The organism is Citrobacter sp. KTE30 (assembly GCF_000398825.1).
In the GTDB taxonomy this organism is placed as follows: Bacteria; Pseudomonadota; Gammaproteobacteria; order Enterobacterales; family Enterobacteriaceae; genus Citrobacter; species Citrobacter freundii.
Genome location: NZ_KB976055.1, coordinates 1,627,151 through 1,652,113, shown reverse-complemented (window position 1 = coordinate 1,652,113; position 24,963 = coordinate 1,627,151). Strand labels below are relative to the sequence as shown.

19 protein-coding genes, 1 tRNA gene and 1 pseudogene are annotated in these 24,963 nt (G+C 49.5%); 16 read left to right on the top strand and 5 right to left on the bottom strand.

The genetic code is table 11. The annotated features are described in order from the left end of the window. Nucleotide 1 precedes the first annotated feature (1 nt). Together tssC and tssB are read right to left on the bottom strand one after the other, a co-directional pair. Complete coding sequence (tssC, locus tag WC1_RS15185; RefSeq protein ID WP_016149967.1) at nucleotides 2-1,480, bottom strand: type VI secretion system contractile sheath large subunit; 1,479 nt, start codon at nucleotides 1,478-1,480, stop codon at nucleotides 2-4. Between the two features lie 19 nt (nucleotides 1,481-1,499). Next, nucleotides 1,500-1,997 (bottom strand): type VI secretion system contractile sheath small subunit, encoded by a 498-nt coding sequence (gene tssB / locus WC1_RS15190; protein ID WP_016149966.1) that lies wholly within the window; start codon nucleotides 1,995-1,997, stop codon nucleotides 1,500-1,502. A 623-nt stretch (nucleotides 1,998-2,620) separates the two neighbouring features. Between tssB and WC1_RS15195 the strand changes: the two genes are divergently transcribed. The 13 genes from WC1_RS15195 to WC1_RS15240 all read left to right on the top strand — a co-directional run bounded on the left by WC1_RS15195 (nucleotide 2,621) and on the right by WC1_RS15240 (nucleotide 20,142). Beyond that, the gene (locus tag WC1_RS15195; RefSeq protein ID WP_016149965.1) at nucleotides 2,621-3,139 is read left to right on the top strand and encodes an Hcp family type VI secretion system effector; all 519 of its coding nucleotides are present in this window, start codon (nucleotides 2,621-2,623) and stop codon (nucleotides 3,137-3,139) included. Nucleotides 3,140-3,362: 223 nt separating this feature from the next. Then, entirely contained in the window at nucleotides 3,363-5,375 is a 2,013-nt protein-coding gene (locus WC1_RS15200) for a type VI secretion system Vgr family protein (RefSeq protein WP_016149964.1), read from the top strand. 14 nt (nucleotides 5,376-5,389) lie between these two features. Beyond that, the gene (locus WC1_RS15205) at nucleotides 5,390-6,622 is read left to right on the top strand and encodes a hypothetical protein (RefSeq protein WP_016149963.1); all 1,233 of its coding nucleotides are present in this window, start codon (nucleotides 5,390-5,392) and stop codon (nucleotides 6,620-6,622) included. A gap of 24 nt (nucleotides 6,623-6,646) precedes the next feature. Next, the gene (locus WC1_RS15210; protein WP_016149962.1) at nucleotides 6,647-6,883 is read left to right on the top strand and encodes a hypothetical protein; all 237 of its coding nucleotides are present in this window, start codon (nucleotides 6,647-6,649) and stop codon (nucleotides 6,881-6,883) included. Nucleotides 6,884-6,938: 55 nt separating this feature from the next. Next, a complete protein-coding gene (locus WC1_RS15215; protein WP_016149961.1) occupies nucleotides 6,939-7,964 on the top strand; it encodes a DUF2169 family type VI secretion system accessory protein in 1,026 nt (341 codons plus the stop codon). After that, nucleotides 7,961-9,001 (top strand): hypothetical protein, encoded by a 1,041-nt coding sequence (locus WC1_RS15220; protein ID WP_016149960.1) that lies wholly within the window; start codon nucleotides 7,961-7,963, stop codon nucleotides 8,999-9,001. The genes WC1_RS15215 and WC1_RS15220 overlap by 4 nt, the downstream gene beginning before the upstream one ends. Then, nucleotides 8,998-9,918 carry a DUF4150 domain-containing protein gene (locus WC1_RS24930; protein ID WP_016149959.1) on the top strand — a complete coding sequence of 307 codons (921 nt, stop codon included), beginning with the start codon at nucleotides 8,998-9,000 and terminating at the stop codon, nucleotides 9,916-9,918. The genes WC1_RS15220 and WC1_RS24930 overlap by 4 nt, the downstream gene beginning before the upstream one ends. A 2-nt stretch (nucleotides 9,919-9,920) precedes the next feature. After that, a complete protein-coding gene (locus tag WC1_RS0122680; protein ID WP_016149958.1) occupies nucleotides 9,921-12,410 on the top strand; it encodes a phospholipase D-like domain-containing protein in 2,490 nt (829 codons plus the stop codon). 44 nt (nucleotides 12,411-12,454) lie between these two features. Continuing rightward, entirely contained in the window at nucleotides 12,455-13,528 is a 1,074-nt protein-coding gene (locus WC1_RS24635) for a T6SS immunity protein Tli4 family protein (protein ID WP_016149957.1), read from the top strand. A gap of 473 nt (nucleotides 13,529-14,001) precedes the next feature. Then, nucleotides 14,002-14,367, top strand: a complete 366-nt coding sequence (locus WC1_RS15225) for a YfeK family protein (protein WP_016149956.1) — start codon at nucleotides 14,002-14,004, stop codon at nucleotides 14,365-14,367. A gap of 726 nt (nucleotides 14,368-15,093) precedes the next feature. Further along, the gene (locus WC1_RS15230) at nucleotides 15,094-15,576 is read left to right on the top strand and encodes a hypothetical protein (RefSeq protein WP_016149955.1); all 483 of its coding nucleotides are present in this window, start codon (nucleotides 15,094-15,096) and stop codon (nucleotides 15,574-15,576) included. Nucleotides 15,577-15,621: 45 nt separating this feature from the next. Then, nucleotides 15,622-16,269: a hypothetical protein gene (locus WC1_RS15235; RefSeq protein WP_016149954.1), complete on the top strand. Its 648-nt coding sequence runs from the start codon at nucleotides 15,622-15,624 to the stop codon at nucleotides 16,267-16,269. Nucleotides 16,270-16,539: 270 nt separating this feature from the next. Beyond that, nucleotides 16,540-20,142 (top strand): AAA domain-containing protein, encoded by a 3,603-nt coding sequence (locus WC1_RS15240; protein WP_016149952.1) that lies wholly within the window; start codon nucleotides 16,540-16,542, stop codon nucleotides 20,140-20,142. Between the two features lie 425 nt (nucleotides 20,143-20,567). On the opposite strand, the gene cbl is transcribed toward WC1_RS15240, so the two are convergent. Next, nucleotides 20,568-21,518 (bottom strand): HTH-type transcriptional regulator Cbl, encoded by a 951-nt coding sequence (cbl, locus tag WC1_RS15245; RefSeq protein WP_016149950.1) that lies wholly within the window; start codon nucleotides 21,516-21,518, stop codon nucleotides 20,568-20,570. 101 nt (nucleotides 21,519-21,619) lie between these two features. Then, nucleotides 21,620-22,537 carry a nitrogen assimilation transcriptional regulator NAC gene (nac, locus tag WC1_RS15250; protein WP_016149949.1) on the bottom strand — a complete coding sequence of 306 codons (918 nt, stop codon included), beginning with the start codon at nucleotides 22,535-22,537 and terminating at the stop codon, nucleotides 21,620-21,622. 326 nt (nucleotides 22,538-22,863) lie between these two features. Here nac and WC1_RS15255 point away from each other — a divergent pair. Further along, nucleotides 22,864-22,939, top strand: a tRNA-Asn gene (locus WC1_RS15255). A 48-nt stretch (nucleotides 22,940-22,987) separates the two neighbouring features. Here WC1_RS15255 and WC1_RS24925 read toward each other — a convergent pair. Continuing rightward, nucleotides 22,988-23,209, bottom strand: a pseudogene (locus WC1_RS24925) (type II toxin-antitoxin system PemK/MazF family toxin); the annotation flags it as partial. A gap of 223 nt (nucleotides 23,210-23,432) precedes the next feature. Here WC1_RS24925 and fecI point away from each other — a divergent pair. Both fecI and fecR read left to right on the top strand, forming a co-directional pair. Further along, nucleotides 23,433-23,954 carry a ferric citrate uptake sigma factor FecI gene (gene fecI, locus WC1_RS15265; RefSeq protein WP_003036312.1) on the top strand — a complete coding sequence of 174 codons (522 nt, stop codon included), beginning with the start codon at nucleotides 23,433-23,435 and terminating at the stop codon, nucleotides 23,952-23,954. After that, entirely contained in the window at nucleotides 23,951-24,904 is a 954-nt protein-coding gene (gene fecR, locus WC1_RS15270) for a ferric citrate uptake sigma factor regulator FecR (RefSeq protein WP_016149947.1), read from the top strand. The genes fecI and fecR overlap by 4 nt, the downstream gene beginning before the upstream one ends. Nucleotides 24,905-24,963: the final 59 nt, after the last annotated feature.

Below are 24,963 nucleotides of genomic sequence, written 5' to 3'. Positions count from 1 at the left end.
TTTAATCCCGGTCCAGACGCCCGACCAGCGAGAGATCAAAGCTGGCCCCCATATATTTGAAGTGCGGACGGACTGACAATGACACCTGGTACCAGCCCGGTTCGCCTTCCACATCCAGCACTTCAATTTTTGCCTGGCGCAGCGGCTTACGGCTGCGGACATCGGCAGGCGGGTTTTCCTGGTCAGCCACATACTGGCGGATCCACGTATTCAGTTCTCGCTCCAGATCGCCGCGCTCTTTCCAGGAGCCTATCTGCTCGCGTTGCAGTACCTTGATATAGTGCGCCAGGCGGCTGATGATGAAGAGATAAGGGAGCTGACAGCCAAGTTTGTAATTGGTCTCTGCCTCTTTGCCTTCCGGCGTATTCGGGAAGGTTTTTGGCTTCTGTACCGAGTTTGCCGAAAAGAATGCGGCGTTATCCGAACCTTTGCGCATGGTCAGGGTAATAAACCCTTCCTCCGCCAGCTCGAACTCACGCCTGTCAGTGATCAGCACCTCAGTCGGAATTTTGGCCTGCAACTGCCCCATAGATTCATACAGATGAACCGGCAGATCTTTTACCGAGCCGCCGTTCTGCGGACCGATGATATTCGGGCACCAGCGATACTTCGCAAAGCTGTCCGCCATGTTGGCCGCCAGCAGAAAAGCGGTGTTGCCCCACAGATAGTCATCATGATGGAGGCTGACATTCTCGCGATAGCTGAAGCTTTTCACCGGATTATCTCCCGGTGCATACGGCTGACGCAGCAGGAAACGCGGCGAAGTCAGCCCCAGATAGCGGGAATCCTCCGACTCGCGCAGGGCGCGCCATTTGGTGTAGGCCGGACCTTCGAAGATAGAACCGATGTCTTTAATGCCCGGCAGCTCGGTCCAGGACTCCAGCCCCAGGAATTCCGGTGCCACGGAGGAAATAAACGGTGAATGGGCCATCGCGGAAACCGCGCTGACGTATTTCAGCAGCTTGAGGTCTGCCGCATTATTTTTAAACGCGTAGTTGCCAATCACCGCCGCAACCGGTTCGCCGCCAAACTGCCCGTACCCACTGGAGTAGACGTGTTTATAGAAACCGCTTTGGGTGATTTCCGGGGCGAACTCGAAATTATCCAGCAGTTCTTCTTTGGTGGCGTGCAGCAGATAAATTTTGATGTTTTCACGCGGATCGGTGCGTTCAACCAACAGTTTCAGTGAGCGTAGCAGCGCTTCCAGCTCCTGAATGGCCGGATTGTGGAGGATCAGATCCATCTGGCGGCCTGTGCGATCGTCAATATCGGCGATCATGGCATTCACCGCCAGAATATCGACGGACTCCGCTTCATTCTGCAACAGAGCGGAGATAAACGCCGTCACGCCCTGGCGGGCAATGTCATAGCTTTCGGATTCTGGCTGAAAGCGGCTCTGCGCCATGATGTTATCCAGCAGGGATGACGAGCCTGCGGGAGAGGCTGAACCGGGGGCTTCCTGCAATGCAATATCTGACATAGTGAAATCCTTGTACACGTTATTTGCCGCTGGCGAGACCCAGCTCCTGAATCAGCTGCTCGCGGGTTTCCTCGTTATCCAGCAACGCCTGTAGCTGGGCGCGGAACGCGGGAATATTGCCCATCGGACCTTTCAGAGCGACCAGCGCCTCGCGCAGTTCCAGCATTTTTTTCAGCTCCGGCACCTGGGCGGCGATGTTATCCGGCGAGAGATCCGCCATGGATTTCACCTTCAGGCTGACATCCATACGGGCACCCGTCGCACCGTTAAGCACCGATGGCACGGAAACGTTACGTTCAATGCCGGACTGCGCCAGCACGGCGTTAAAGGTATTTTTATCGATAGCCACTGGCTGGCGTTCATCCAGCGGGGTGTCGTCTGGTCTACCTTTTAAATCGCCAGTGACCAGCAGACTGAGCGGTAATTCCACTTCAGCAGCCTGGCCGTTTACCTTCGATATATAACGAACATTAATACGTTCTTTTGGAGCAATGCTCCCGTCGTTATGATTACTCATGAATAATATTCCATAAAACTATGACTAACGTTCAATTCGGCCAACAGAGGCAGAATCATCCATAAAAACAACAGCCAGAAACTAAAATGAAAATTCGCCATGACAAAAATATCAACTAAGCTATACAATACTCTCAGAACATAATTTTAAAACCAATTTTAGCTCACTCGTCAAGTAATATCCCATGATGTGACGAATAACGCAAAATTACATGTTTTATCTGTGCTACTGGTAAGGCAAGTGAAATGAACAACAAAAATATAAACATAACACATTGTTTTTAAGACAATTATACATAAACCTATAAATATTAAAATCACAATGAATACAAACAAGAAAAATCATATGAAAAATAAATAATACAGTTACCACAATTAAAATCAGAACAACAAAACTGGATAAAACAATATTTATTCATGATTAGGTAGTGGAGTAAAAATATGAGTGACAATGTTAAAACTTTAGCCACAAAAACAAAATACGCTTTGACTCATCTGATAAATACATAATTCCGTTTTGAGATAAGCACAAAAACATTCTTTTTGTGAATGCTTTTGTGCCTACCAGAAAACATTAATCTCGCTAATGTAAATTGGCGTAAAATGATACAAAGGAGTTAAAAGATGCCAACACCGTGTTACATCTCAATTAAGGGGCAAACTCAGGGACTGATCACCGATCGCGCCTTCACCGCCGAATCTGTCGGTAATATCTACGTTCAGGGCCATGAAGACGAAATGCTGGTGCAGGAATTCAGCCACAACGTCACCGTCCCGACCGATCCGCAGTCCGGTCAGCCGTCAGGCCAGCGTTCGCACAAACCGTTTATCTTCACCGTGGCGCTGAACAAAGCGGTTCCGCTGCTGTACAACGCGCTGGCCTCCGGTGAAATGCTGCCGACCACCGAACTGCACTGGTATCGCACCTCTGTGGAAGGCAAACAGGAGCACTTCTTCACCACCCGCCTGACCGATTCCACCATCGTGGATATCGACTGCCATATGCCGCACTGCCAGGACGAGGGTAAACGTGAGTTTACTCAACTGGTAAAAGTCTCTCTGGCTTATCGCAAAATCGAGTGGGAGCACGTCTCCGCAGGTACCTCCGGCGCGGACGACTGGCGAGCACCGCTGGAAGCATAAACAAAAACTGACAGCATTCTGCCGTAATGGCAGGGTGCTGTTTTCAAAGAGACGGGTCATAAAAAGCAGTACCAGTACAGGATTACGTTTTACATACGGGAGATGGCGGATGCCGGAAACTTCGGCGGTAGCGTGCCTGAAAACGCACGCAGCACCGTGCCATTGCGGCGAGAATGTCTGACTGTGATTCTGTTTTTCTGCCAACAATTCCGGGAATAAGGTTATGTCACAACAGGGTCTGCGTTTTACGCTCGACGTGGACGGGTTAATGGCGATGAGCACCGCCGTGGTGAGCTTCATCCTTTATCAAAACCTCTCCACCCCCTTTACACTCACTGTCGATATCGCCAGCGGTCTCCCCGACCTCACGGCAAAAAATTTTCTCGAGAAAAACGCCACCCTCACCGTCTGGCAGGGGAACGTTGTACAGCGCCACCTCAGCGGTATCATCACCGGCATCGAACTCGGCGAGAACAACGACTGGCAGATGAATTACCACCTCACCATTTCTCCCCCGCTCTGGCGGGCCGGGCTGCGCCAGAATTTCCGCATCTTTCAGCAGCAGGACATCCAGGCTATCTCCGCCACCTTGCTTGATGAAAACGGCATCACCGACTGGACCTCTTCCTTTTATGAATCTCATCCGGCGCGTGAATTCTGCGTACAGTATGGTGAAAGCGACCTCACCTTTCTTTCCCGCTTGTGGGCTGAAGAAGGCATTTTCTATTTTGACTGGTGCTCCCCCACCGGAACAGAGCAGAAGCTGGTGCTCTGTGATGATGTGGCAGGCGTCTCCACGCTGCGCTCCCTGCCCTTTAACCCGAACACAAGCAGCGAAGTCTCCACGGAATGCATCAGTGAGTTCCGCTACCGGGCGCAGGTTCGTCCCTCTTCCGTGGAAAACCAGGATTACACTTTTAAAACCCCCGGCTGGCCCGGCTACTTCAGCCACCAGGCCACAAACCTGAACGGTCAGCGCACTCAGTACGAAATCTTCGATTATCCGGGACGCTTCAAGGACGAGCAGCACGGACAGGATTTTGCCCGCTACCTGGCTGACGGCTTCCGCCACGATGCCGAAACCGCCGCCGGGGTCAGCAACTCGGCGAAGCTGTACCCCGGCAAACGCTTCACCCTGACCGGTCACCCTTCCCTCACCCTGAACCGCGAGTGGCAGGTCACCAGTTGCGTACTGAAAGGGGAACAGCCCCAGGCACAGCACGGCAGACAGGGACAGGGCACCACGCTGAGTAACAATTTTGACGTTATTCCGGCTGACCGGACATGGCGCTCTTCCCCGCTGCCAAAACCCTCCGTGGACGGCCCGCAGAGCGCCATCGTCACCGGGCCTGCTGGCGAGGAAATCTTCTGCGATGAACACGGCCGGGTGCGGGTACGGTTCCACTGGGACCGCTACTGTCCGGGCAACGAAGACAGCTCATGCTGGATACGGGTGTCACAGGCGTGGGCCGGTGCCGGATTTGGTAACCTCGCCATTCCCCGCGTCGGCCAGGAAGTGATTGTGGACTTCCTCAACGGCGACCCTGACCAGCCCATTATTATGGGACGCACCTATCACCAGGATAACCGCTCCCCGGGCAGCCTGCCGGGCACGAAGACGCAGATGACCATCCGGTCGAAAACGTACAAAGGCGGCGGGTTTAACGAACTGCGGTTTGAGGATGCGACGGACCAGGAGCAGGTTTATATCCACGCGCAGAAGAATATGGATACCGAAGTACTGAATAACCGGACGACGGATGTGAAAGTGGACCATACGGAGACCATCGGTAATAACCAGAAGATAACGGTGGGACTCGGCCAGACGGTAACAGTCGGTAAGGAAAATGCGGGCGGTCATGACCAGACAATCACTGTTACTCATGACCAGAGTACAAGCGTAGGGAACGACCAGACACTCAGCGTTACGCATGACCAGAGTACGAGCGTAGGAAACGATCAGACGCTAAGCGTTACCCATGATCGCAAGAAAGATGTGGGTAATGATCAGAACAGTAAAGTAACCGGCGACGATACCGAGGCGGTGGAAAAATCACAGAATATTACCGTAGGGAAGGATTATACCCTGACGGTAACGGACAGTCTGACCATCAAAGTGGGGGAATGCGTCCTGAAAATGAACAAGGATGGCACGATCCTGCTGAATGGCGTGAAGATCCAGTTTAAAGCCGACGACAGTATAAAAGGTGTCGCCAGTACGGTTCATTTTAACTGACCGGGGGTCGCTTCATGCTTAGTCAGACAGTACGTCCTCTACTTGCAGAACAATACGCTGATATGCTGGCGCAGAACCACAGAATGCGCGGAGTGTTGTTGTCCTCGCATTCACACACACCCGGCGATCTGACCCGGTTTGATCAGCGAATGCTGAAATGTCTGAAAGGGATGACGTTACTGAAAGGACTGTCATCCGCTTATCTCCGGGGGCAGCTTCAGGAGCCGTTGTCTGCGGGAGAATTGTTTGCCACTGCGCTGTTCGCCGCCAGTACGGATGACGAATTTCTGCTGTCAGGGTGTATCGGACTGTCACAGGCGCTGCCCCGCCTGTTACCCGTATTGCTTTCTGTTGCGGGCTGGATGCCGGCACAATCCGCTTTATGGCCGCTGATGCTGTCGCTTCCTGCCTGCCGGGCTTATGTGGCGGTAGTCAGAAGCGATCTGGCTGCCTCTGTTGCGTTCAGCCAGCAGGAGATCCAGACACTCATTGAACAGGGAAGATATGTTGATTTTCTGCTTAATTTTTTGTGCCGCAGCACTTCTCCACTATTTGTCCCGGCGCTGGAGACGGTTTTTTCCTCTGGTCGGGATGAACTCATCCTGCAAGGGTGTCGCGCTGTTTTATGTTCACATCCGCTGACCGATGAGCATACCGGAACCGCCATCAGGCATCTTGTTCAACTGGCCCACAGTGAACGCGATGATATCCGGCTTCATGCCGTCAGGTCGCTGCTGACCTGCCAGGCCGGTCTTCCCCACAGCGAGTTAAGTGTGCTGACCGAAGAAGGCCCGGATACCCGCTTACGGATACAGGCGATGGGCTGGTCCGGATTGCCCGGATACATCCCTTCCCTGCTGACTTACTTTGATTCGCCTGAATACGCCCGTCTGAGCGTGCTATCCGTCATTGCGATCACGGGTTCGTTGCCTGAGCAGGACGGCTGGTTGCGTAAAAGAGATGACGATGTTTACTCCCCTGCTTCCCCCGATTCCGCTGACATTCCGGCGCGCGATCCTGAGCAGGGCGTGGGCTGGCCTGAACGCGCGGCATTTGCAGACTGGTGGCGAACTCAGGGAGAAAATTTTGCCCACAATACCCCGTATCTGTGCGGGCAACTGACCTCACCGGAGGGGCTGAACCGGGTACTCCGGCAGGGGTATCTGAATCTGCGGTCCCTGGCGCTGCTGCGTCTGGGGATATTCCCTGAACGGGCGGCCCTGCCCGCGGAACGCCAGAAAGGGTAAGTGAAAATGAATGAGGAAACGGCAATGCAACATATTTCAGAAGAGACCATCCTGCGTGATGAGAGCACCCAACTGACGGATAAAAAACCGGACATACCGGAAGAACTGGTTTTTACGGCACAACAAAAAATCACCCTGAGCTGCGGCAAATCACGCATCACGCTTTACCCGAACGGCAAGGTGGTCATCAAAGGTGAGTACATTCTCAGCGATGCGGAAGGTGTTAACCGGCTGTCCGGGGGGCGCATTGAAGTGAACTGAGTCGTCTTACGACAATCTTGCCGGATGGAAAAACAACAGTAACGGGAGCAGCAGAATGTGGCAGGTAAAAAACCAGACGCCCTATGCGGTAAAAGGAAGCTGGATCCGAAATGGTTCGGGCGAAGAAATCTGGACCATTGTTTTAAAAGCAACGTGGGATATTCTGCCTGACGGTGTGACAAAACGGTCTGCGGTTCAGCCTCCGGTTCATAGCGGCGCGGTATTTCAGGATGACGGTATTACATTACGCTATGAACCGGACACCGGCCCGACAAAAGCTGCCACCGACATTGTGCTGAACGGATGCGCCCATTCTCCGGATGGAAAAGCCGTTACTATGCTGCCTGTCGGCCTGAAGGTCGGCAACATGATCCGGCTTGCCCGTGTTTATGGCGAGCGGCGCTGGAACGGCAGAGAGTATGATCAACCCGCCACGTTTACCCGAATGCCGCTCAGCTATCACAATATGAGCCGGGGCGCTTTTTTCTCATTCTGCGGCAGTCATTACAATCCTGATGGCATCTCCGTTGACGAACGACCAGAAACCGGCATATCGGCATTACCGCATATTGAATTCTGCGGGGAAGATAATTTCCCCGGATTTGGCCCACAGCCGCGACACTGGCCCGGTCGTTTACAGTTTGCCGGAACGTATGACGCAGACTGGCAACGTAACCGTGCTCCCCTCCTGCCTGATGATATGGATGAACGTTACTGGCAGTATGCGCCACAACCGTTGTATGCCGGAGGAAGATTAAAAGGTGGTGAAATCGTCTGCCTGGGCAATATGACGCCCCCCGGCTATGGTCATGGTGGATTACTGACTTTTTCACTCCCCTGTATCGTGCCCGCATTTCGGACGCGGTTTTATGATGAAAGCATATGCGATCACCGGGCGGTACTGCACAGTGTGATTATTGAGCCTGATTTTCCCCGCGTCAGCCTGGTCTGGCATAGCACGCTTCCCTGCCATCACCAGATTAATCAGCTCGAATCCACCACGGTTTCAGACAAGCGTGACCTGTTTGTCAGGGCAAAAATGCTTCCCGCGACATTCCCTGAATGGGAGGCTTTATTATGACCGCAGTTATTGCCGCCGCCTGTACATTTCCTTCCGGCCCCACGCTGGCGCTGGCCGATATTGCTCATTACCTCCAGTTTTCTCTGACGCGTAAACACCTTCAGTGGACTGACCGGTGCCGGATACCGGTAAAAGCCTGCTATTTTCCGGAAATCGCCTCTGCGCCCCTGGACGAGCGCTTCCGGTTATTGCTTCGTCAGGTACTGATGGATCTGATGAATTCTCTGCCCGGTCTGAGGCAAACGCCGCCAGCGCAGGTGGGCCTGTTACTTCCCCCGCTGAACAGACCGGGAATTGACCCCACGTTAACGCGGGCAGCTCAGGAAGCCGTGGTGGAAAGCACGGGCTGGAACAACTGCCCGGTAACGGCACTGCATGGCGGACGTGCGGAAACCGTTGCCCTGATGAAGAAGCTGACAGAAACGCCATTGCCGGAAGGCGCCGTCAGCGTTCTGCTGGCTGTTGATTCATGGTTATCTCCGCCGACCCTGAAATGGCTGGAAGAGGAGAATTTACTGCACGGTGCGCACCGCTTATATAACCGCATTGCGCGGGAGAACCCTTACGGACGGGTCCCGTCTGAGGGAGCGGCGGCGCTGGTAATAGCATCATCCTCCGGCAAATATTCACCATGGTGCCATATTCGTGGCACAGGGCAGGCTACGGAGAATATCCGGTATTCAGATGAAGGCGTCTGCCTGGGCTCGGGGCTGCGTGCAGCGGCGTTCCGGGCGCTGGAAACAGCAAAAATCACGTCACTGCATCATATTGTGAGTGATGCCAATGGCGAACCTTATCGCGCGGATGAACTGGGGTTCACCCTGTCGGCGCTGGGGGAGTATATCGATGACGATATGATACGGGAAACGCCCGTTCTGGCGTCAGGCGATTTGGGATGCGCCAGCCTGCTGATGCATATAGCGCTAACCGCATGGCGGCTTCATACGTCAGAACAGCCCGGCGATACGCTGCTGCTTTCCTCGTCGGATGACGGGCAACGCGGCGCAATAGTCATGTCAGGGAGAGCGGAAGAATGATAACAATTAACATTAATGGACTCACGCTGTGCCATAAAGGCAGCGACGGTGTCAGCCACAATACGATGCCGGATGTGTGCAAAACCCCGCCCTTTGGCGTGCCGGTGGCATACGAAAACGAAGCATATTCATCGGACCTAGTAAAGGGAACGACGAGCGTGTTTGCTGATGGCGGCAATATGATAGCCAATATGGGCTCGCAGTTTGTTCGTAGTGTGCTTGATGAACTGGGGAGCATGGGCGGCGTGATATCGGGGACAAATAGAGCCGAAACAGACTGGATCTCGCACTCGTTTGATGTATTTTTTGAGGGAAAACCGGCGTGTCGCTTAACCGACAAACTGTTTATGAATCACCGGAATACGATGAACATGGCGGGACTGATGCAGGCACCACTTCCACCGGTTCCGGACCTGGAAGATGATGCATTTGTGCAGTCTGCCCAGGAGCCATTGTCCGAACCGAAAGATTACAAACCAATTATTAAGTTACAGGATGCGCCGGGTGTTAACGGCCTGCCGTTTATGACAAAACCCTGGCATATTGTGGTGGCGACATCGTATCTACAGGCCATTACCACCGATCAGTCGGTAATGACGGGAAACAGTGATAATTCTGGCTATCTGCTAAGTACAGAGGAGCAACAGCGTGAGCTGATGAGCTTATATCAACAAAATCCCGCTCAGTTATGGCTGGTTGAGGGAAACCGTGCGCATAAAATTTCATTTTATCAGGCCGGTATAGATCAACCAGAGGTAGTACAGGATTTTTACGCGCAGGATACGATGGGGTATCACCGGGAGTTTAATCAGGTCATTAAATCGTGTTCGGGAAGCGAACTGTGGGAATGTGTCAGGCGAGAAACAGGCGTGGCGGATGGTGAATCATTACTGGATTTACTGGCAGGGGACAATTAATCATGGCATCAATGAATCTTGATGACGCAATGAATACGTGCAGCGTCTATTTTACTGAAGAAAAAGAAAAAAGCTACGAAGCGACAGCAACCCACAGCCATTGGGTAAATTATACCAGCCAGAATGGTGGACCATCTGAAAATTTTGCCCAACATACAGAAGGGAATAAAGTAGATGCATTCCTGGGGGGGAAAGCGTACTTCAAGGCATTACTTGATGAGTTTGTAAAGGCCCAAAAAACGATTTATATCACCGGCTGGCAGGTAAACTGGGATGCGCAACTGGCAAAGGATATTCGCCTGGTTGACGCATTATTCAATGAGGTGCGTACAAAAAAAGACCTGAAAGTTTATATCATGCCCTGGAATTGTCGCGCTCCGGTACAGACGTATGCAAAAACCACAGAACGGGTATTTGCCGCACTTAATACCTTCCTGGGGCGGGAAGCGTTTTATGTCCGACTGGCCGGGGATCAGTCCGGTATCTTTTTTTCTCATCATCAGAAGTGTGTGGTTGTGGATGAGAACGTCGCGTTCGTGGGGGGGATAGACCTGGCCTACGGGCGTTATGATGAGAATACCGGGCAGGAAGGATATAGCCTGGTCGCTGATGCAGAAGGCCGGAAAGGAATGAACCGATACAATTCCTGCGTGTACCACACTGAATCGGTGCTGGAGCCAGGAACGCTCGTGACGACAGACACTATTGGCTACGATCCGATGGATGAGTTAGTCCATTCACCGTACCCACCAAAAAGAGAAGATCGGCCATGGGAGGAAGAGCAGAAGGCGGAACAGAACAGAAAGCAGGAGCATGAAGCGGCAAAACGCATTGCCTTAGCGGTGTTGAAACCACAGTATTATCAACGTCCGGATGCAGAAGAAGACAAATACAAAGACAAAGACAAAGACAAAGACAAAGACAAAGACAAAGACAAAGACAAGAGTGTGAATGACCACGGATATAAATCGCCATATCACTGGCTGAATGCGTCAGTGCAGCCCCGGATGCCATGGCAGGATTACCAGGTCAGACTCTGTGGTCCGGTGGTGGATGATCTGATAAGGAATTTTGTCCGGCGCTGGAACAGCTACCAGCTCGAGGATCACGATACGGAGTTACAGACGAGTAAGCCGCATCTGGTGGCTCCTGAAGGATATCCGTCAGCGCAATGTGCCAATGGTTGCCAAGTACAGATGCTACGTAGCGCATCGCTGAAAATGCGGAATGCAGAAGGTATCGGAGAGCCGAAAATGAAGCAGGATGATATTTATCGAAGTGTACACCAGTTGATAAGCAAGGCGGAGCATTATATTTATATTGAGAACCAGTTTTTTATTTCGGCGTTTGGAAAACCGTCAATTCCGGACAGTGCGCCGCTAAGTGAGGTAGCCGGAAGCCTGTCCGGTCAGATAGCGGCGGTGGCGACGAAAGCGGTTCCCGGTAATTCCAATGCGGAACCGGAGAATGAGATAGCAGAATGGCTGGGAGAGAGAATAAGCCAGACCATTTATGCGAAACACACACAACCGTTCCATGTGTGTATAGTGCTACCGGTACATCCGGAAGGAAAACTGGATGAAGCGTCGATCGTGGCGCAGATACACCAGACGAGACAGACACTGGTATCTGGCAGCCGTAGTCTACTGAACCGGGTGCGACAGGCGTTGTGGGTGAAAGGCTGGCTGGAGAAGAATAATATTTCAAGGGCAAAGTGGTGCTCTGAGATACCGGCGAAGGAAACAGAGTGTGAAAAGAACCGATGGTATGAAGAAATCAGCTATGAGGCATGTGCGAAGTATGTGACGTTGCTGAATCTGCGAGCGTGGTCGGAAGTGGGCGGCGTGCCGGTAACGGAGCAGATTTACGTCCACAGCAAGTTGATGATCGTGGACGACCGCTATGTACTGGTTGGGAGTGCGAATATCAATGAGCGCAGTCAGTTGGGAGACAGGGATTCGGAACTGGCGGTGATGATAGCGGATACGGAGGGGGGATATCAGGATATAGACGGTTCAGGAGAGCTTACACCTTACAGAAAATTTGCATGTGATTTACGGAAGAGTGTATGGGCGAAACTTCTGGGTCATGCTGCCGGGGACTTCCCTGAGTTTCTGGCGATACCTGCAAAACCAGAGGGATGGCAGAAGATAAGGGAACTGGCGATGAAAAATGCAGGGATATATGAGGATGCATTTGATTTTATCCCAAGGAATTATTTAAATAAAGTAGATATAAATGACCAATATGAAGATAATGCAGAAGAAGATCCTTCATCACTCTGGCCTGTATTCAAATCTAATAAATTTGATCCAAAAGAAGCAGCCAAAGTAATGCCATTTTCAGCTAATTTCTGGGAAACATATAAGGAAAAATCAAAAAATAAATCTGATAAACTGAAGGAAATAAAGGGATATATAACGTTGCTTCCCATTCATTGGACCGAAGATGAGAATAATTTAGTTGATTATCATGTGGAACTTATTGATTAAGTGAGTATGGCTTTATATTTCACAGTAAAAAGGGTTAATATATAATGAAGTGTGTTTGTTTTTTTGTTTTTCTATTTTTCTATTCATTAACTGGCATAGCCAAAAATATAACATGGAGGGATGAGTGCATTGGGTATTATCAATTGCAAATACCTGATAATTTAGATGTTGGGATTTATCCATCCAATCGAACTTATACTAAAGATTTGGCAATGAGTTCTATTTTTACTGAACAAAAGAAATCTCCCGGAAAAACCAGGATAGTTAAAGGTAGATATTCAAATTTTTACTACAAAAAATATAAAATATTGATATCAGAAAATGGCTTTTTTAATATTGAGTCTTATAAAGAAAAGGTTATTAAAAAAATAGCAGAGCAGGGCGATGTTTTTCATATAAAAAAATATTCTTCTGATGCTTTTTTTATTTCACATGAAGAATCTCATTCTCTATATATTCAGGCTGGACATAGATTATATCAATTTATGAAAGGGAATAATGATCTTTTTCGACTTGGTGATAATGGCTATCTAAGTAATGAATCCGGGGTTCTTTCGTTATTAAATAATTTTCAGGCAAGAGCATTGTATGATGTACCAACAGAAAGAGGTTTTTGTTTACCATATGGATTTATTTCTCACGACTCAGGAAAAGAGGATAGAAATATAATAGTGTCATACAGAATGCTCGCTCATCCTGACGTAATGATTGTCTTTCAGGATGCCAGTTTCCAGCTACCTTATATGGTTCCACGTAATAATGACCTTTCGACCGTAAAAGACTATGATGCGAAAGATTACGCCAAATGGCTGTGGAATCATATTTATATGCTGTATCCAAATCAAGAAAGAAAACTGTTATGGCCCCGTTGGTTTACAGTAAAAATGGATGGCAGGAAAGGCGTTGGCTCTTTCCTTGAGGTTACAAAGGAAAACGGTGAAAATGATTATGGTTATCTGGCATTCGTTCGGGGTAATCCGAATAATCTTATTGAAGAACCAGACCTTCAGGTTTTTGTCAGTAGCGTTTCTGATATTGCAGAAGGTCATCCACGTATGACACCTGATGAGTTGAAGGCACTGGCAGAACATATCGTAAATTCAGTAAAACATCGTTAGCCGTGGTAATGTGTATTGAGTTAATTTTTGTTTTGAATATTTATTTCAAAAATATATATTCAGAACATGATGACATTGTTGGTTAATATACTAATGGTTTTTCTAATTTTCACAAGATTTGATGTCATAAATATGTGTTAAAGCTTATTGCATATATCCCATTTTATATTGATTGAGAGAGTGTTTTAAATGAAAAAAATATTGATGGTAATTGTAATGATTAGCTCACTTTCCGGATGCGGGAGCTTTATTTTGAGTATGTGCAAAAGCTGTGCTGGTGCATTTCCATGCATATTCATCAGCAACCGCCCCTCTCCCAACACTGCCAGAATAAAACCTTCATTATAAATGATTGAATAAGGAGAGCGCGCAAATTACTCTATAATTATTTTACCCAGCCTTTCTGATTTTATTATTGATTCAGGCTGGATGGTTTTAGTCATTATCCAGAATGCATTTGAGGAAATAGAAAAATGTTAAAAGTATTGTCAGGAACATTACTCGCCTTATTGATGGTTTTTCCAGCCTTCGCGAAGTTGAACGCACACGAAGAGGCCCGTATTGAAGCGATGCTTCAGGCGCTTTCGCAAAAGCAGGATTTAGTTTTTATTCGTAACGGCAGCGAGCATACCTGCGAAGAAGCGGTTTCTCATCTGCGTCTTAAATTAAGCAACACCCGTAACCGCATTGATACTGCCGAACAATTTATCGATAAAGTCGCGTCATCATCATCTATCACAGGTAAACCTTATCTTGTGAAACTCCCCAACAAAGAGAACGAAGAAGCCAGACCGTTCCTGCATGAACTGCTTGCTCAAACGGATGAAATGTTACCCTGAAATTAAACAGTACAGGCAGATGCACTGATACCAATACTAAATAAGAAAAGAGAATATAGCTGGGGCAAGAGGATAAATTACTGAATTGTTTCATTTGATAATAAATCAAAATTTTATTTTTAATAAAAAATCGATTTATGCCCTCGCTCTGTAACCATAAAAGGTCTCGAAAATTTATTGTTGCATATTCCATTTATTTGAATCATTTCTTGTTTTCCTGTGAATATTGTTTGGTTTAAAATTACTTATGAGCATTTATGAAAACCCATCCAGTGGAAATAGTTTATAACTCGTTGACCCGTATTGTTTCCCCATACATGTCTTTTCCTGAAAAGACACACAATTACTCTTGAACTATTTTCCTAAATCGTATTTTTTCACAAGGAAATATATATGACCGCAACACTTTGGATGTTTACAAGAGATAGCAATGTAATAAAAAATCAGACATGGTAACCTTCTTCTTCGTTATGGCGAAATTGCTAATGGTTCATACACTGGAGGAGCATCTGTCAAAAAAGGACAAATTATTGCTAAAGTCGGGAGACTGCAAAGTGGTTCGTCCATGCTGCATCTGGAGATTTATACCAACTCAGCATCCTCGGCCAGTCTTACAACACGTGTAGGAGATTTCAGAAGGCGTTCTGATATAACAAATCCTGCACCATATCTGAATGAATGGAAAAATAACCTTCCCAAACCTTAATCTCCAAGGAATCGATGACGATGCTTAAAAATATAGTATTTCTTTTAGCTTTGATGCTATCTGGCATTGCTGGTTGTGCTGCAACCGAACCTGGCAACATACCGTTGAATGACCCAAACGCTAATAACTTCGACATTGGTGAGATTACTGATGGGGAGATTACTGATGATTTGAGGCACTCTACTTGTACTCTGAGCTTAGCCGACAATAAGGAAAAGGATTCCTATAACTATATTGAAGGTGCAATTTGCCCAGTGGGTGGAGAAGAGTGTACATACTCTGCCATCATGAAACTGAATGGGAAGATAACTATACTGAAACAAATATCATCAGGAGAAAATATCTCAGTATTCAAAAACAAAGACATTTCGGTCACTGTGGAACAGACTCCGATTGCAGAGTCAACAGAGGATGAGGAAGGAAGTGATATTAAAGCTGTTATCATCATCAAAACAAGAAACGGCGAAAAGAAATTTAATATGCTTGGATACTGCGGTGTTTAAAAACAAATCCTCTGCTATGGATAGTCTCATCTGGAGCATGAGCTTATGAGAAAAACGAGAACTGAAAATCATCGTAAAGCCTGGACTCAGGTAGAACTGGAATTCGTGAAAACATATTACGGTACAGTACCTACCGAAACCATTGCAAAAATCCTGGGGCGAACCTTTGATGCTGTCAGATGGGTAGTACGTAACCAGAAACGGAGACTAATGGTTCCATATCACCCATGGACGGAAGAAGAGAAAGAAATTATTCGTACTCATTTTGCTGCTGGCAACGGAATTGCAGATATTCTGCCATTGCTGCCAGGAAGGACACGAGGAGCAATCTATCTTATGAAAGATAAGCTGGATGTCCACAGTACCCGGCAATGGAGTCAACAGGAACGTCAAATTTTGTCGCAGTATTATCCGGTTGAAGGTATGGCCGTCACAGACCGTTTAACTGGCAGAACTCGCACCTCAGTGAGGCAAGCAGCACATGCAATGGGCCTAAAATTGCCAGATAGTAAGGCGAGACCAGTACAACAAAAATGGAGTAAAGAAGAATTGCAGCGACTGGAAACGAATCAGAATCTATCTTTGTCTGAACTAACAGCCCTGTTTCCAGGACGCACGTCTGTGTCAGTACGAAAAGCTCGTATCCGACTGGAAAAACGTCAACAAAAGCACACTTCAGATAACGAATCATAACGCAAAGTCAACGGATTGTTTTTCAACCAGGATAGTTTTCTGGAATGAGAGACCATCACGTTGTGATGTCCCCTGCTCCCTCCTAAGCCTCTTTCCATACTTTGGGCTAAAAGGCCGGAGCAACATGAAGACAATCCTTTAGAATGTTGTAACTAGTTATATAGTTCCATACAGATAAAGGCATTTGGCCCAGGTTAAAGTTTTCACTCCTATGGTATTCTGTTGTGATTAATTTCAGGGAGTTGAGCTAAGTATAGCTCTGTCAGAATAATGAAGAACTCGTCGAAACATATCCTTTCCGCATGGCAGGATTATCTGAAATTCAGCGGTGCGGAAAAGAGTAAAATACCGGCCACCCAGGCACATGAGCACCACCAGCTCATGCTCGGTAAAGATAACTGTAACGAAAACCAGAACGGGGTAGTGATCAGCGTTACGCCAGAAATGCGCGAAAACTGGCGCAGGCGTTTCGTCAAATATGGCGAAAAAGGTGAGATTACCCATATTGAGCCTGTCAATCTGCTGTTTCCGGTGCTGCGCTGTATCGAAAATGAACGTGGCAGAACCAACGTAAAATACATGCCGCTGTTCTCTTTTCCACTCCCCAAATCCTTCTTTGAACAGGGCAATACCTCGCTGCTGGTTCCTGTCAAAGACGGACAGCTGGTCAGCGCCTTCCCCTTCGCTTTTCGCGAAATGTTTGGTATCCAGCTGGATGAACTGGGTGAGAACCGTCATATGATGAGTATCGTCAGCGCGCTCACCGGGTGTAAATATGACACCTTCCTTGAGGCGTTTGAGGCTCTTCAGGCATGGGTTACTCAGCAATCAAACCGTAAATACCAGGGACTGGAAACTGCGTTTAACGCCCTGGTGGCTCCACTGCATAATGAAGATTACAACCTCAAACGTGATTCGGAAGATTTCACCTGGTTGTGCGATAACGCGGCTGGTGACTTCCCCCTGCTGGAGCAGTATCTCAACCATATCCACAATAACGGGAATGCCCCGGATATATACGAAGTAGTGACCGGCGGTTTGTTTGAAACACAATACCCGCTGGGCCATGGACAGATGGCCGCAATACAGGCCATTAATCAGGATGAACGCCTGATTGCCGTGCAGGGCGCGCCAGGTACGGGTAAAACAACGCTGTTCAAGTCACTCATCGCGCAACAACTGGTTGCCAGAGCGCTGGCTATTGCTGATGGAAAGGACCAGAACCTCGGCATGCTGATCACTTCCACGGCAATAAAAGCAGTGGAAAATATCATTGATGATCTGCGTAGTGATCCTGCAACCCAGGATCTTAACTGGTTATGGTTTCATAGCGGCTCAAACGAACAGGTTCAGCATGAGCTTACCCGGCTTGAGCAACTGATCGGCCACTGGCGACAGGAAAGCTATGACGAGCAGCACCAGCGCGATTTTTTAGCTGTTTTGCTCAGACATCGCGAAGAGTTGAACGCCTGTTACCGGGCGTATCTGAATGAAAAGGCAACCGCGATACAATCTGTTGTGGATTGTGGTCTGGACACCAGCAACGCAGAAGAGCTTCCGGCACGTTTTATGGCAAAAATCCCCCCGGTAGCCGCGCATGCACAGCAACTGGGGATTGACGTTTCACCGCATCATCCCGACGACCTGGACAACTTAATCAGCCAGCTGGAGCAACGCCTGCAGGAACTCCGCGGGATAAAAGCCCAGCGTTTGCAGGCCAGCAGAATTTATCAGACATTGCAGGCGACATGGCCGCAGCAGCATGATCTGGTGCAGATACTGCGCTGGATGGATTCACCACTACGCCCTGCTCTGGAACTGCATTACCGTGACTATCCGCGTAAAGGGATAAAGCGTCATCTGGCCCGCCTGTTCGAGGGAAAATATCCGGCACGGCTGCAACAAATGAATCTTGCTGCACCGGAGGACTTTCAGCATTTCAGTCTTTCTTCCCTGCCCCATCGCCAGTTAGCGGCTCTGGCTGATGCGGGAGAAATACTGTCGCATCAGACAGACAATCTGGCCCTTCTGGAACTACTCATGCAGGACGAACCTGATGAGCAGTTGGAAGAAAATCTAGTGAACCTTTGTGCTGATATTGCAACACTCCGGAAACAATGGCTGCGGGTTATTCGGGCACAACAGGTTACAGCAGAGTATCAACAACATTATCCCGAAGGTAACTGGTGTGACATTTTGCGCAAACGCTTCATCAGGCAACACCGGGAAATGTTTGAAGCCGCTATCGGCTATCTCTGGCAGGAACAACTGAAGCGGAAAATTGAACTGGAAGAAGTGCTGACACACTGGCGGGCTCTGATGAGTAATCGCCGCAGCGCGGGATACTATCGCTGGCTGGACAAACTGGATGAATTCTATCGTGCGCTGTCACTGGTGTATCCGGTAATGGCAACCACGTTGGTCTCCGCGTGGAAGGTAGCGGGTTATCGTAAACTTGACGAACTCAAGGGGCATAAGCCCTGGCATCTGGCACTGTGCGACGAAGCTGGGATGATTTCGCTTGAATCTCTGGTGCCGCTATTGAGCCGCAGCGAGAAAGCGATGATTGTCGGCGATCCCCTGCAAATCGAACCCATCAGGAACTTGTCAGAAAACCTGCAAACGCAACTGCGTGCACGTCATTTTGCCGACAATAATACGTTATATGAGCGGGTCTCACCTGCCAGCGTGACAGGCTGGCACCGCGCGGCAGGTACACTTTCCGGACGAGTGGATGATACCGGCAACGGTATTATTCTCGATGAGCATCGTCGGTGTCAGAAACCCATTGCCGATCTCTTTATCCGGCTGGCGGGCTATCATGGCGTCAGCGTGGAAACGTCCTCCCCTTCCGACCGTATTGCCAGCGCCTTTGAGAAATCTGGTGGCCATCATTTGATGTTCTACAGCGTCGAGGGCCAGAAAGGCGATATGGTTAACACCAATCTGGATGAGGTTGATGCTATTGAGCTACTGCTGAATAAACTCGAAGAAGCCGGTTACGATCTGACCGCCGATGTTGGCATCGTCACGCCCTACAGCAATCAGAAGTCATTACTGATTAAGCGCCTTGCCCAACGTATGAATCACTGGCAGAAAAACTGCATTGGTACAGTGCATCAGTTCCAGGGTGTGGGCTTTGAGGTCATCATTTACAGCCCGGTAATTTTTCATCCACTTGATAATCCGAATTTTCAGAACGATGCGCCAAACATGCTGAATGTCGTGGTTTCACGCGCAAAACAGCAGTTTATCGTGGTAGGTAACCACCACCGGTTGCGCCAGGCAGGTGGATACCTGAAAGTTCTTGCGGACACTGTCGCTGAAGATTTCCTTCTGGAACAAGGCAGCCAGCATCCGGATTTTGCCAGCCTGAGCCAGACACCGCGTTTACAACGTTATTACCGCGACTGTGAGCATATCGCCGCATTCAGTTCACTGGCGAGCCAGTGCGAACAGGAACTGGTTATCATCACTCCGTGGATCCGTCGGGGCGGTAAACAATATCAAAGACCGGAACTGGCACAACTGGTCGCAACACAACGACGTGGTGTCAGCGTTAAAGTCTACTACGGTTACTACCATCAACGTCTGGATCGTGCAGAGGATAATGATGAAACTCTGATTGCTGAGTACCGCGAACAACTGGGAAAAGACAATGTTATCCGCCTGGCTGAAGGTACCCATGAAAAGGTACTGATGATCGATGGCCGCTACATTGTTCTCGGGAGCTGGAACTGGCTGTCTCACGGTTATCATGATAGCTGTGAGCGTAGTGAGCAGTTCAGTAATGCTATTCGTCATGAGATTAGCGCGGAGCTGGATGATGTGTCGCTTGTGAAAGAGCTTAGGGATAGGTTGAGGCTGGAATAACTCTCAATGGTCCATTCACTCGTACCGGTGACAGACCATCACGACCTTCAGATGTAGCAAGTGTTGTAGAAGAACTGGCTCGTTTACATGGACTATCCACAAGCATTATGGTCAAACTGATTCGTAATAACTTAAGGACATTGCTTAATGGTTGAAGGTTATCAGGCTTGTCTTCCAGAAAGAAGAGATTGGTGGTCATTCTGGTGGTCCTGACAACCCCAATTTCTAGGTTTAGCTTACCAATCAGCCAGTTAATGGCAAAGGCGATCCCAGTCAGAGGAGCCATATTTAAGAAGCCTGCTCAGGAAACTAAGCAGGCTTTTTGCTTTTCTGCGATCCCATTAGCCAGGTAGAGCGCTTCACTTCACACCCAGGCTTTTCCATACTGGCAACGAGAGAAGCCCGTTTCTCACGGGCTTTTATTGTTAAATCTGATAATCAATCACCGCTTCATCTGGCTCCATCGCCTGACGCTTAATTTCATCGACGGATAACCCTGCGTTGCATAGCTCGATGAATCGCCAGACGTAGTTGCGCTGCAGCTGTCCGCGTTTAAGCCCTAGCCAAACGGTATTTGCATCAAACAAATGCCGGGTATCCAGACGGGTTAACGTCCCCTCTTCCTGCTCGCCGCTGGATTGCTCTGCCACCAGCCCAATCCCCAATCCCAGTGACACGTAAGTTTTAATCACATCCGAGTCCTGGGCGCTGAGAATAATATCAGGTATCAGCCCCTTGCGCGCAAACGCCTCATCGATGCGGGAACGCCCTGTAATCCCTTGACGATAGGTAATTAACGGCCAGTGAGCGATGGACTCCAGCGTTAGCGGAGAAACCTTCACTAATGGATGGTCCTGAGGAACAAGCAGGCTGTGGTGCCAACGAAACCAGGGAAAAGCCACCAACAATGGATCGCTGCTCAGCCGCTCACTGGCAATTCCGATATCTGCCCCGCCATTTTGTAGCAGGACATCAATCTCCTGTGGTGTGCCCTGAATAAGTTCCAGACGCACCTCAGGGAACAGCTCACGAAAGGCTTTTATCACCGCAGGCAAGCTATAGCGTGCCTGGGTATGCGTGGTGGCAATCGTCAGAACGCCGGACGTGTCATTGGTAAACAGATCCGCCAATCGACGAACATTGCTGGCCTCATTCAGAATACGTTCGGCAATGATCAGCAAAGCTTTACCCGGTTCAGTCATGCCCAACAGGCGTTTACCACGACGGATAAAAATTTCGATGCCAAGTTCATCTTCAAGTTCACGAATGTGTCGGCTGACGCCCGACTGCGAGGTGTACAGTATATTCGCGACCTCCGTCAGGTTGTAATCCTGACGGGCCGCCTCGCGGATTATTTTGAGTTGCTGAAAATTCACGTTTCACTCCGGGCACATCAGACATTACGCTATTGTTAAAGTCTGATGCCCGGCATAACAAATAATAAAAACCTGCATCTTATTCCTCGCGGGAATAAGGTTTAGCTGACCAGCTGCAGTTCGCGATTTTCCAGCGCCGGACGGCTAACCAGCGATAGCAGGATCTCCTTCACTGCCTGCGCCTGGGGCGATAAGCTCCCTCTGGCTGATACGTTCAACGATAATGGCAGATTCATCGATGGGGCTGTGATGCGCGCCATCCAGCCGTTCGCTGCATTGCATAATGAACGGGCGGCCGACTCGGGCAACACTGTGACGCCCATACCACTGGCAATGGCGGCCGTCAGGGTGGAGATAGACTCAATTTCGCCAATCACTTTAGCCGTTAAGCGACGTAACGAAAAAGCTTCATCCACGCGCAGGCGAACCGCGCTGTAATCCCGTGGCAAGAACAAATTCATCTGCGCCACCGCGGCTAAATCGACGCTTTGCCCCGGGCACTCACGCGTGCCGACCAGATACAGATCCTCTTTAAGCAACGGTTGACTGCTGATGCCCGCCACGGGTGAACGCTCATAGAGCACTGCCATATCTAATTGCCCGCTGAGCAGCTTGTCATTCAGCACTGCCCCACTGTTTTCATGCAGATAGACCTGCACATCAGGCAGTTCGGCACGTAGCGTCTGTAATAACGGCATGGTAATGGATGACGCTGCTGTCCCCGGCGCAAGGCCGATAGAGACCTGGCCTGTCAAGGTCTGTCCCACGTTATTAACCGCAAGTTGCGCTTGTTCACACTGACGTAAAATCGTCCGGGCGTGGGTATATAACACTTTTCCTGCTTCCGTCGGCGTGACGCCACGCTTGGTACGAATCAGCAATTGCTGATCAAGCTCACCTTCCAGCGTTGCGACCTGCTGGCTCAGCGCGGGTTGCGCAATGTGCAATACTTCCGCTGCCTGGGTCAGGCTACCAATATCGACGATTTTCACGAAATATTTCAGTCGTCTGAAGTTCATTTTGCCTCCTGTCGGAATACCAGAACCCGTGCTGGCAGTCATTGAATTCAGGATTGCAAGATGCTTGCCACTTTCGTCTAAAACGGTGTTTTATGGTTAAAGCCGCACAAAGTCAGGAGTAAAAGCGAAGGAAGATCATTCTGCACACCGAAATATCTCATTCAGGCTGCCCTGGAAGAGGTAGACACGCACCAGAATGGGGCAAAAGCATAAAAAGACGGAAAGATCGCCGCTTTGCTGATTTTGTCAGCAAACGAACACACAAATGTATTTACCCCTTTGACAAGCCTCACCACCCTCGCTAATATGCGCCTCGTTCAAACGATTCCTCTGTAGTTCAGTCGGTAGAACGGCGGACTGTTAATCCGTATGTCACTGGTTCGAGTCCAGTCAGAGGAGCCATATTTAAGAAGCCTGCTTAGGAAACTAAGCAGGCTTTTTGCTTTTATGCTATTGCTCATTGCGCATATCAAAGCCCCTGCTCAGTCTGGCCAACACTTCATTTATAATGACCGCAGGTATTTGTTCCAGGCGCTTGCCGTTCCGAGCTTCCATATCAATAGTTCTGGGCTGATCACGGCGAATAACGCCCGTCGTTTTAGTGCCCGCATCATCCAGTTAAACGCTAACACCAGCAGCATGAGCAAGGTTTCCGCAACTGGTGACAGGAACTGAGGTGTCCGATTCTCGCTCGCAACAGACATGGTCAGATGTCATTCCAACCAGCACATGCCAAAAGCAGACTCCTTTTCCCATCCAATATCCACATCATGAGATTTTTATAAAAAACAATGCGTTAATACGTTCAACGTAATACAATTATATTTCCAATTGTAATGATAACCATTCTCATATTACTATAATCGCGTGATAATTAACTTTTGATACATTCCGCATGTCTGACCACGCCACTACCACTGCTTCCTTTACGCTCGAGTCGCTTTATGGCGCACATCACGGCTGGCTGAAAAGCTGGCTGACGCGCAAACTCCAGTCCGCCTTTGATGCAGATGACATTGCCCAGGACACTTTTCTACGGGTAATGGGCAGCGGGTCGCTCTCGACGATCCGCGATCCGCGCTCCTTCCTGTGCACTCTCGCCAAACGGGTAATGGTCGACCTGTTTCGTCGAAACGCGCTGGAAAAAGCCTATCTGGAGATGCTGGCGCTGATGCCGGAGGCGCTCGCGCCTTCGCCCGAGGAACGCGAGAGTCAGCTCGAAACCCTGCAACTCATCGACAGCATGCTTGACGGGCTAAGCGGAAAAACACGCGAAGCGTTTCTCCTTTCGCAGCTGGATGGTCTGACCTACAGCGAAATAGCGCTAAAGCTCGGTGTTTCGGTCAGTTCAGTGAAAAAATATATGGCAAAGGCTATCGAACATTGTCTGCTGTTTCGTCTGGAGCACGGTCTGTGAACGCTTCTATCACCGATTCTCGCCGTCAGGCTTTGCGCTCGGCATCACACTGGTATGCCGTATTGAGCGGCGAGCGTGTCAGCCCACAGCAGGAAGCGCGCTGGCAACAATGGTATGAAGAGGACAAAGATCATCAGTGGGCCTGGCAACAGGTTGAAAACCTGCGCAGCCAGCTCAGCAGCGTTCCGGGCGATGTCGCCAGCCGGGCGCTGCACGATACGCATCTTACCCGTCGTCATGTCATGAAAGGGCTACTGCTGCTGCTCGGCGTGGGCGGCGGCTGGCAGCTCTGGCAATCTGAAGCCGGAGAAGGTCTGCGCGCGGACTACCGCACCGCCAAAGGGGCTGTCAGCCATCAGCGGCTGGACGATGGCTCGCTGCTGACGCTCAACACGCAAAGCGCCGCGGACGTTCGTTTTGATACGCGTCAACGCGCTGTCCATCTCTGGTACGGCGAAATTGCTATTACTACCGCAAAAGACGCGCAGCAGAGACCTTTCCACGTTGTGACCCGCCAGGGCCGGCTCACCGCGTTAGGCACAGAATTTACCGTCTACCAGCAGGACAACGTCACACGCGTTACCGTTCAACAACACGCGGTTGAAGTCTTACTGGCAAACCGTCCGCAGGAAAAACGCATCGTCAGCGCTGGCGAGAGCCTGCAGTTTAGCGCGTCTGAATTTAGTGCAATTACCTCAGCGGATGATGAAAGCGCCGCCTGGACGCAGGGCATTCTGAGCTTTAGCGATAAACCGCTGGGTGAAGTGATTGCCACGCTGAGCCGTTATCGCAACGGCGTGCTGCGTTGCGATCCGGCGGTGGCCGGGCTGCGCCTGAGTGGCACTTTCCCGCTGAAAAATACCGATGCGATTCTGGATATTATTGCCCAGACACTTCCAGTGAAAATTCAGACTATTACGCGATACTGGGTCAATATTTTGGCACTGTAAGAAAAATAATTCTCATTTTCATTGTCCTTTTTCCCCTTCTCATTCGACTCATAGCTGAA

Bases quoted from the DNA above. Each gene is read 5' to 3' on its own strand.
- tssC (WP_016149967.1), bottom strand. From the start codon at position 1,480: ATGTCAGATATTGCATTGCAGGAAGCCCCCGGTTCAGCCTCTCCCGCA.
- tssB (WP_016149966.1), bottom strand. From the start codon at position 1,997: ATGAGTAATCATAACGACGGGAGCATTGCTCCAAAAGAACGTATTAAT.
- WC1_RS15195 (WP_016149965.1), top strand. From the start codon at position 2,621: ATGCCAACACCGTGTTACATCTCAATTAAGGGGCAAACTCAGGGACTG.
- WC1_RS15200 (WP_016149964.1), top strand. From the start codon at position 3,363: ATGTCACAACAGGGTCTGCGTTTTACGCTCGACGTGGACGGGTTAATG.
- WC1_RS15205 (WP_016149963.1), top strand. From the start codon at position 5,390: ATGCTTAGTCAGACAGTACGTCCTCTACTTGCAGAACAATACGCTGAT.
- WC1_RS15210 (WP_016149962.1), top strand. From the start codon at position 6,647: ATGCAACATATTTCAGAAGAGACCATCCTGCGTGATGAGAGCACCCAA.
- WC1_RS15215 (WP_016149961.1), top strand. From the start codon at position 6,939: ATGTGGCAGGTAAAAAACCAGACGCCCTATGCGGTAAAAGGAAGCTGG.
- WC1_RS15220 (WP_016149960.1), top strand. From the start codon at position 7,961: ATGACCGCAGTTATTGCCGCCGCCTGTACATTTCCTTCCGGCCCCACG.
- WC1_RS24930 (WP_016149959.1), top strand. From the start codon at position 8,998: ATGATAACAATTAACATTAATGGACTCACGCTGTGCCATAAAGGCAGC.
- WC1_RS0122680 (WP_016149958.1), top strand. From the start codon at position 9,921: ATGGCATCAATGAATCTTGATGACGCAATGAATACGTGCAGCGTCTAT.
- WC1_RS24635 (WP_016149957.1), top strand. From the start codon at position 12,455: ATGAAGTGTGTTTGTTTTTTTGTTTTTCTATTTTTCTATTCATTAACT.
- WC1_RS15225 (WP_016149956.1), top strand. From the start codon at position 14,002: ATGTTAAAAGTATTGTCAGGAACATTACTCGCCTTATTGATGGTTTTT.
- WC1_RS15230 (WP_016149955.1), top strand. From the start codon at position 15,094: ATGCTTAAAAATATAGTATTTCTTTTAGCTTTGATGCTATCTGGCATT.
- WC1_RS15235 (WP_016149954.1), top strand. From the start codon at position 15,622: ATGAGAAAAACGAGAACTGAAAATCATCGTAAAGCCTGGACTCAGGTA.
- WC1_RS15240 (WP_016149952.1), top strand. From the start codon at position 16,540: ATGAAGAACTCGTCGAAACATATCCTTTCCGCATGGCAGGATTATCTG.
- nac (WP_016149949.1), bottom strand. From the start codon at position 22,537: ATGAACTTCAGACGACTGAAATATTTCGTGAAAATCGTCGATATTGGT.
- fecI (WP_003036312.1), top strand. From the start codon at position 23,433: ATGTCTGACCACGCCACTACCACTGCTTCCTTTACGCTCGAGTCGCTT.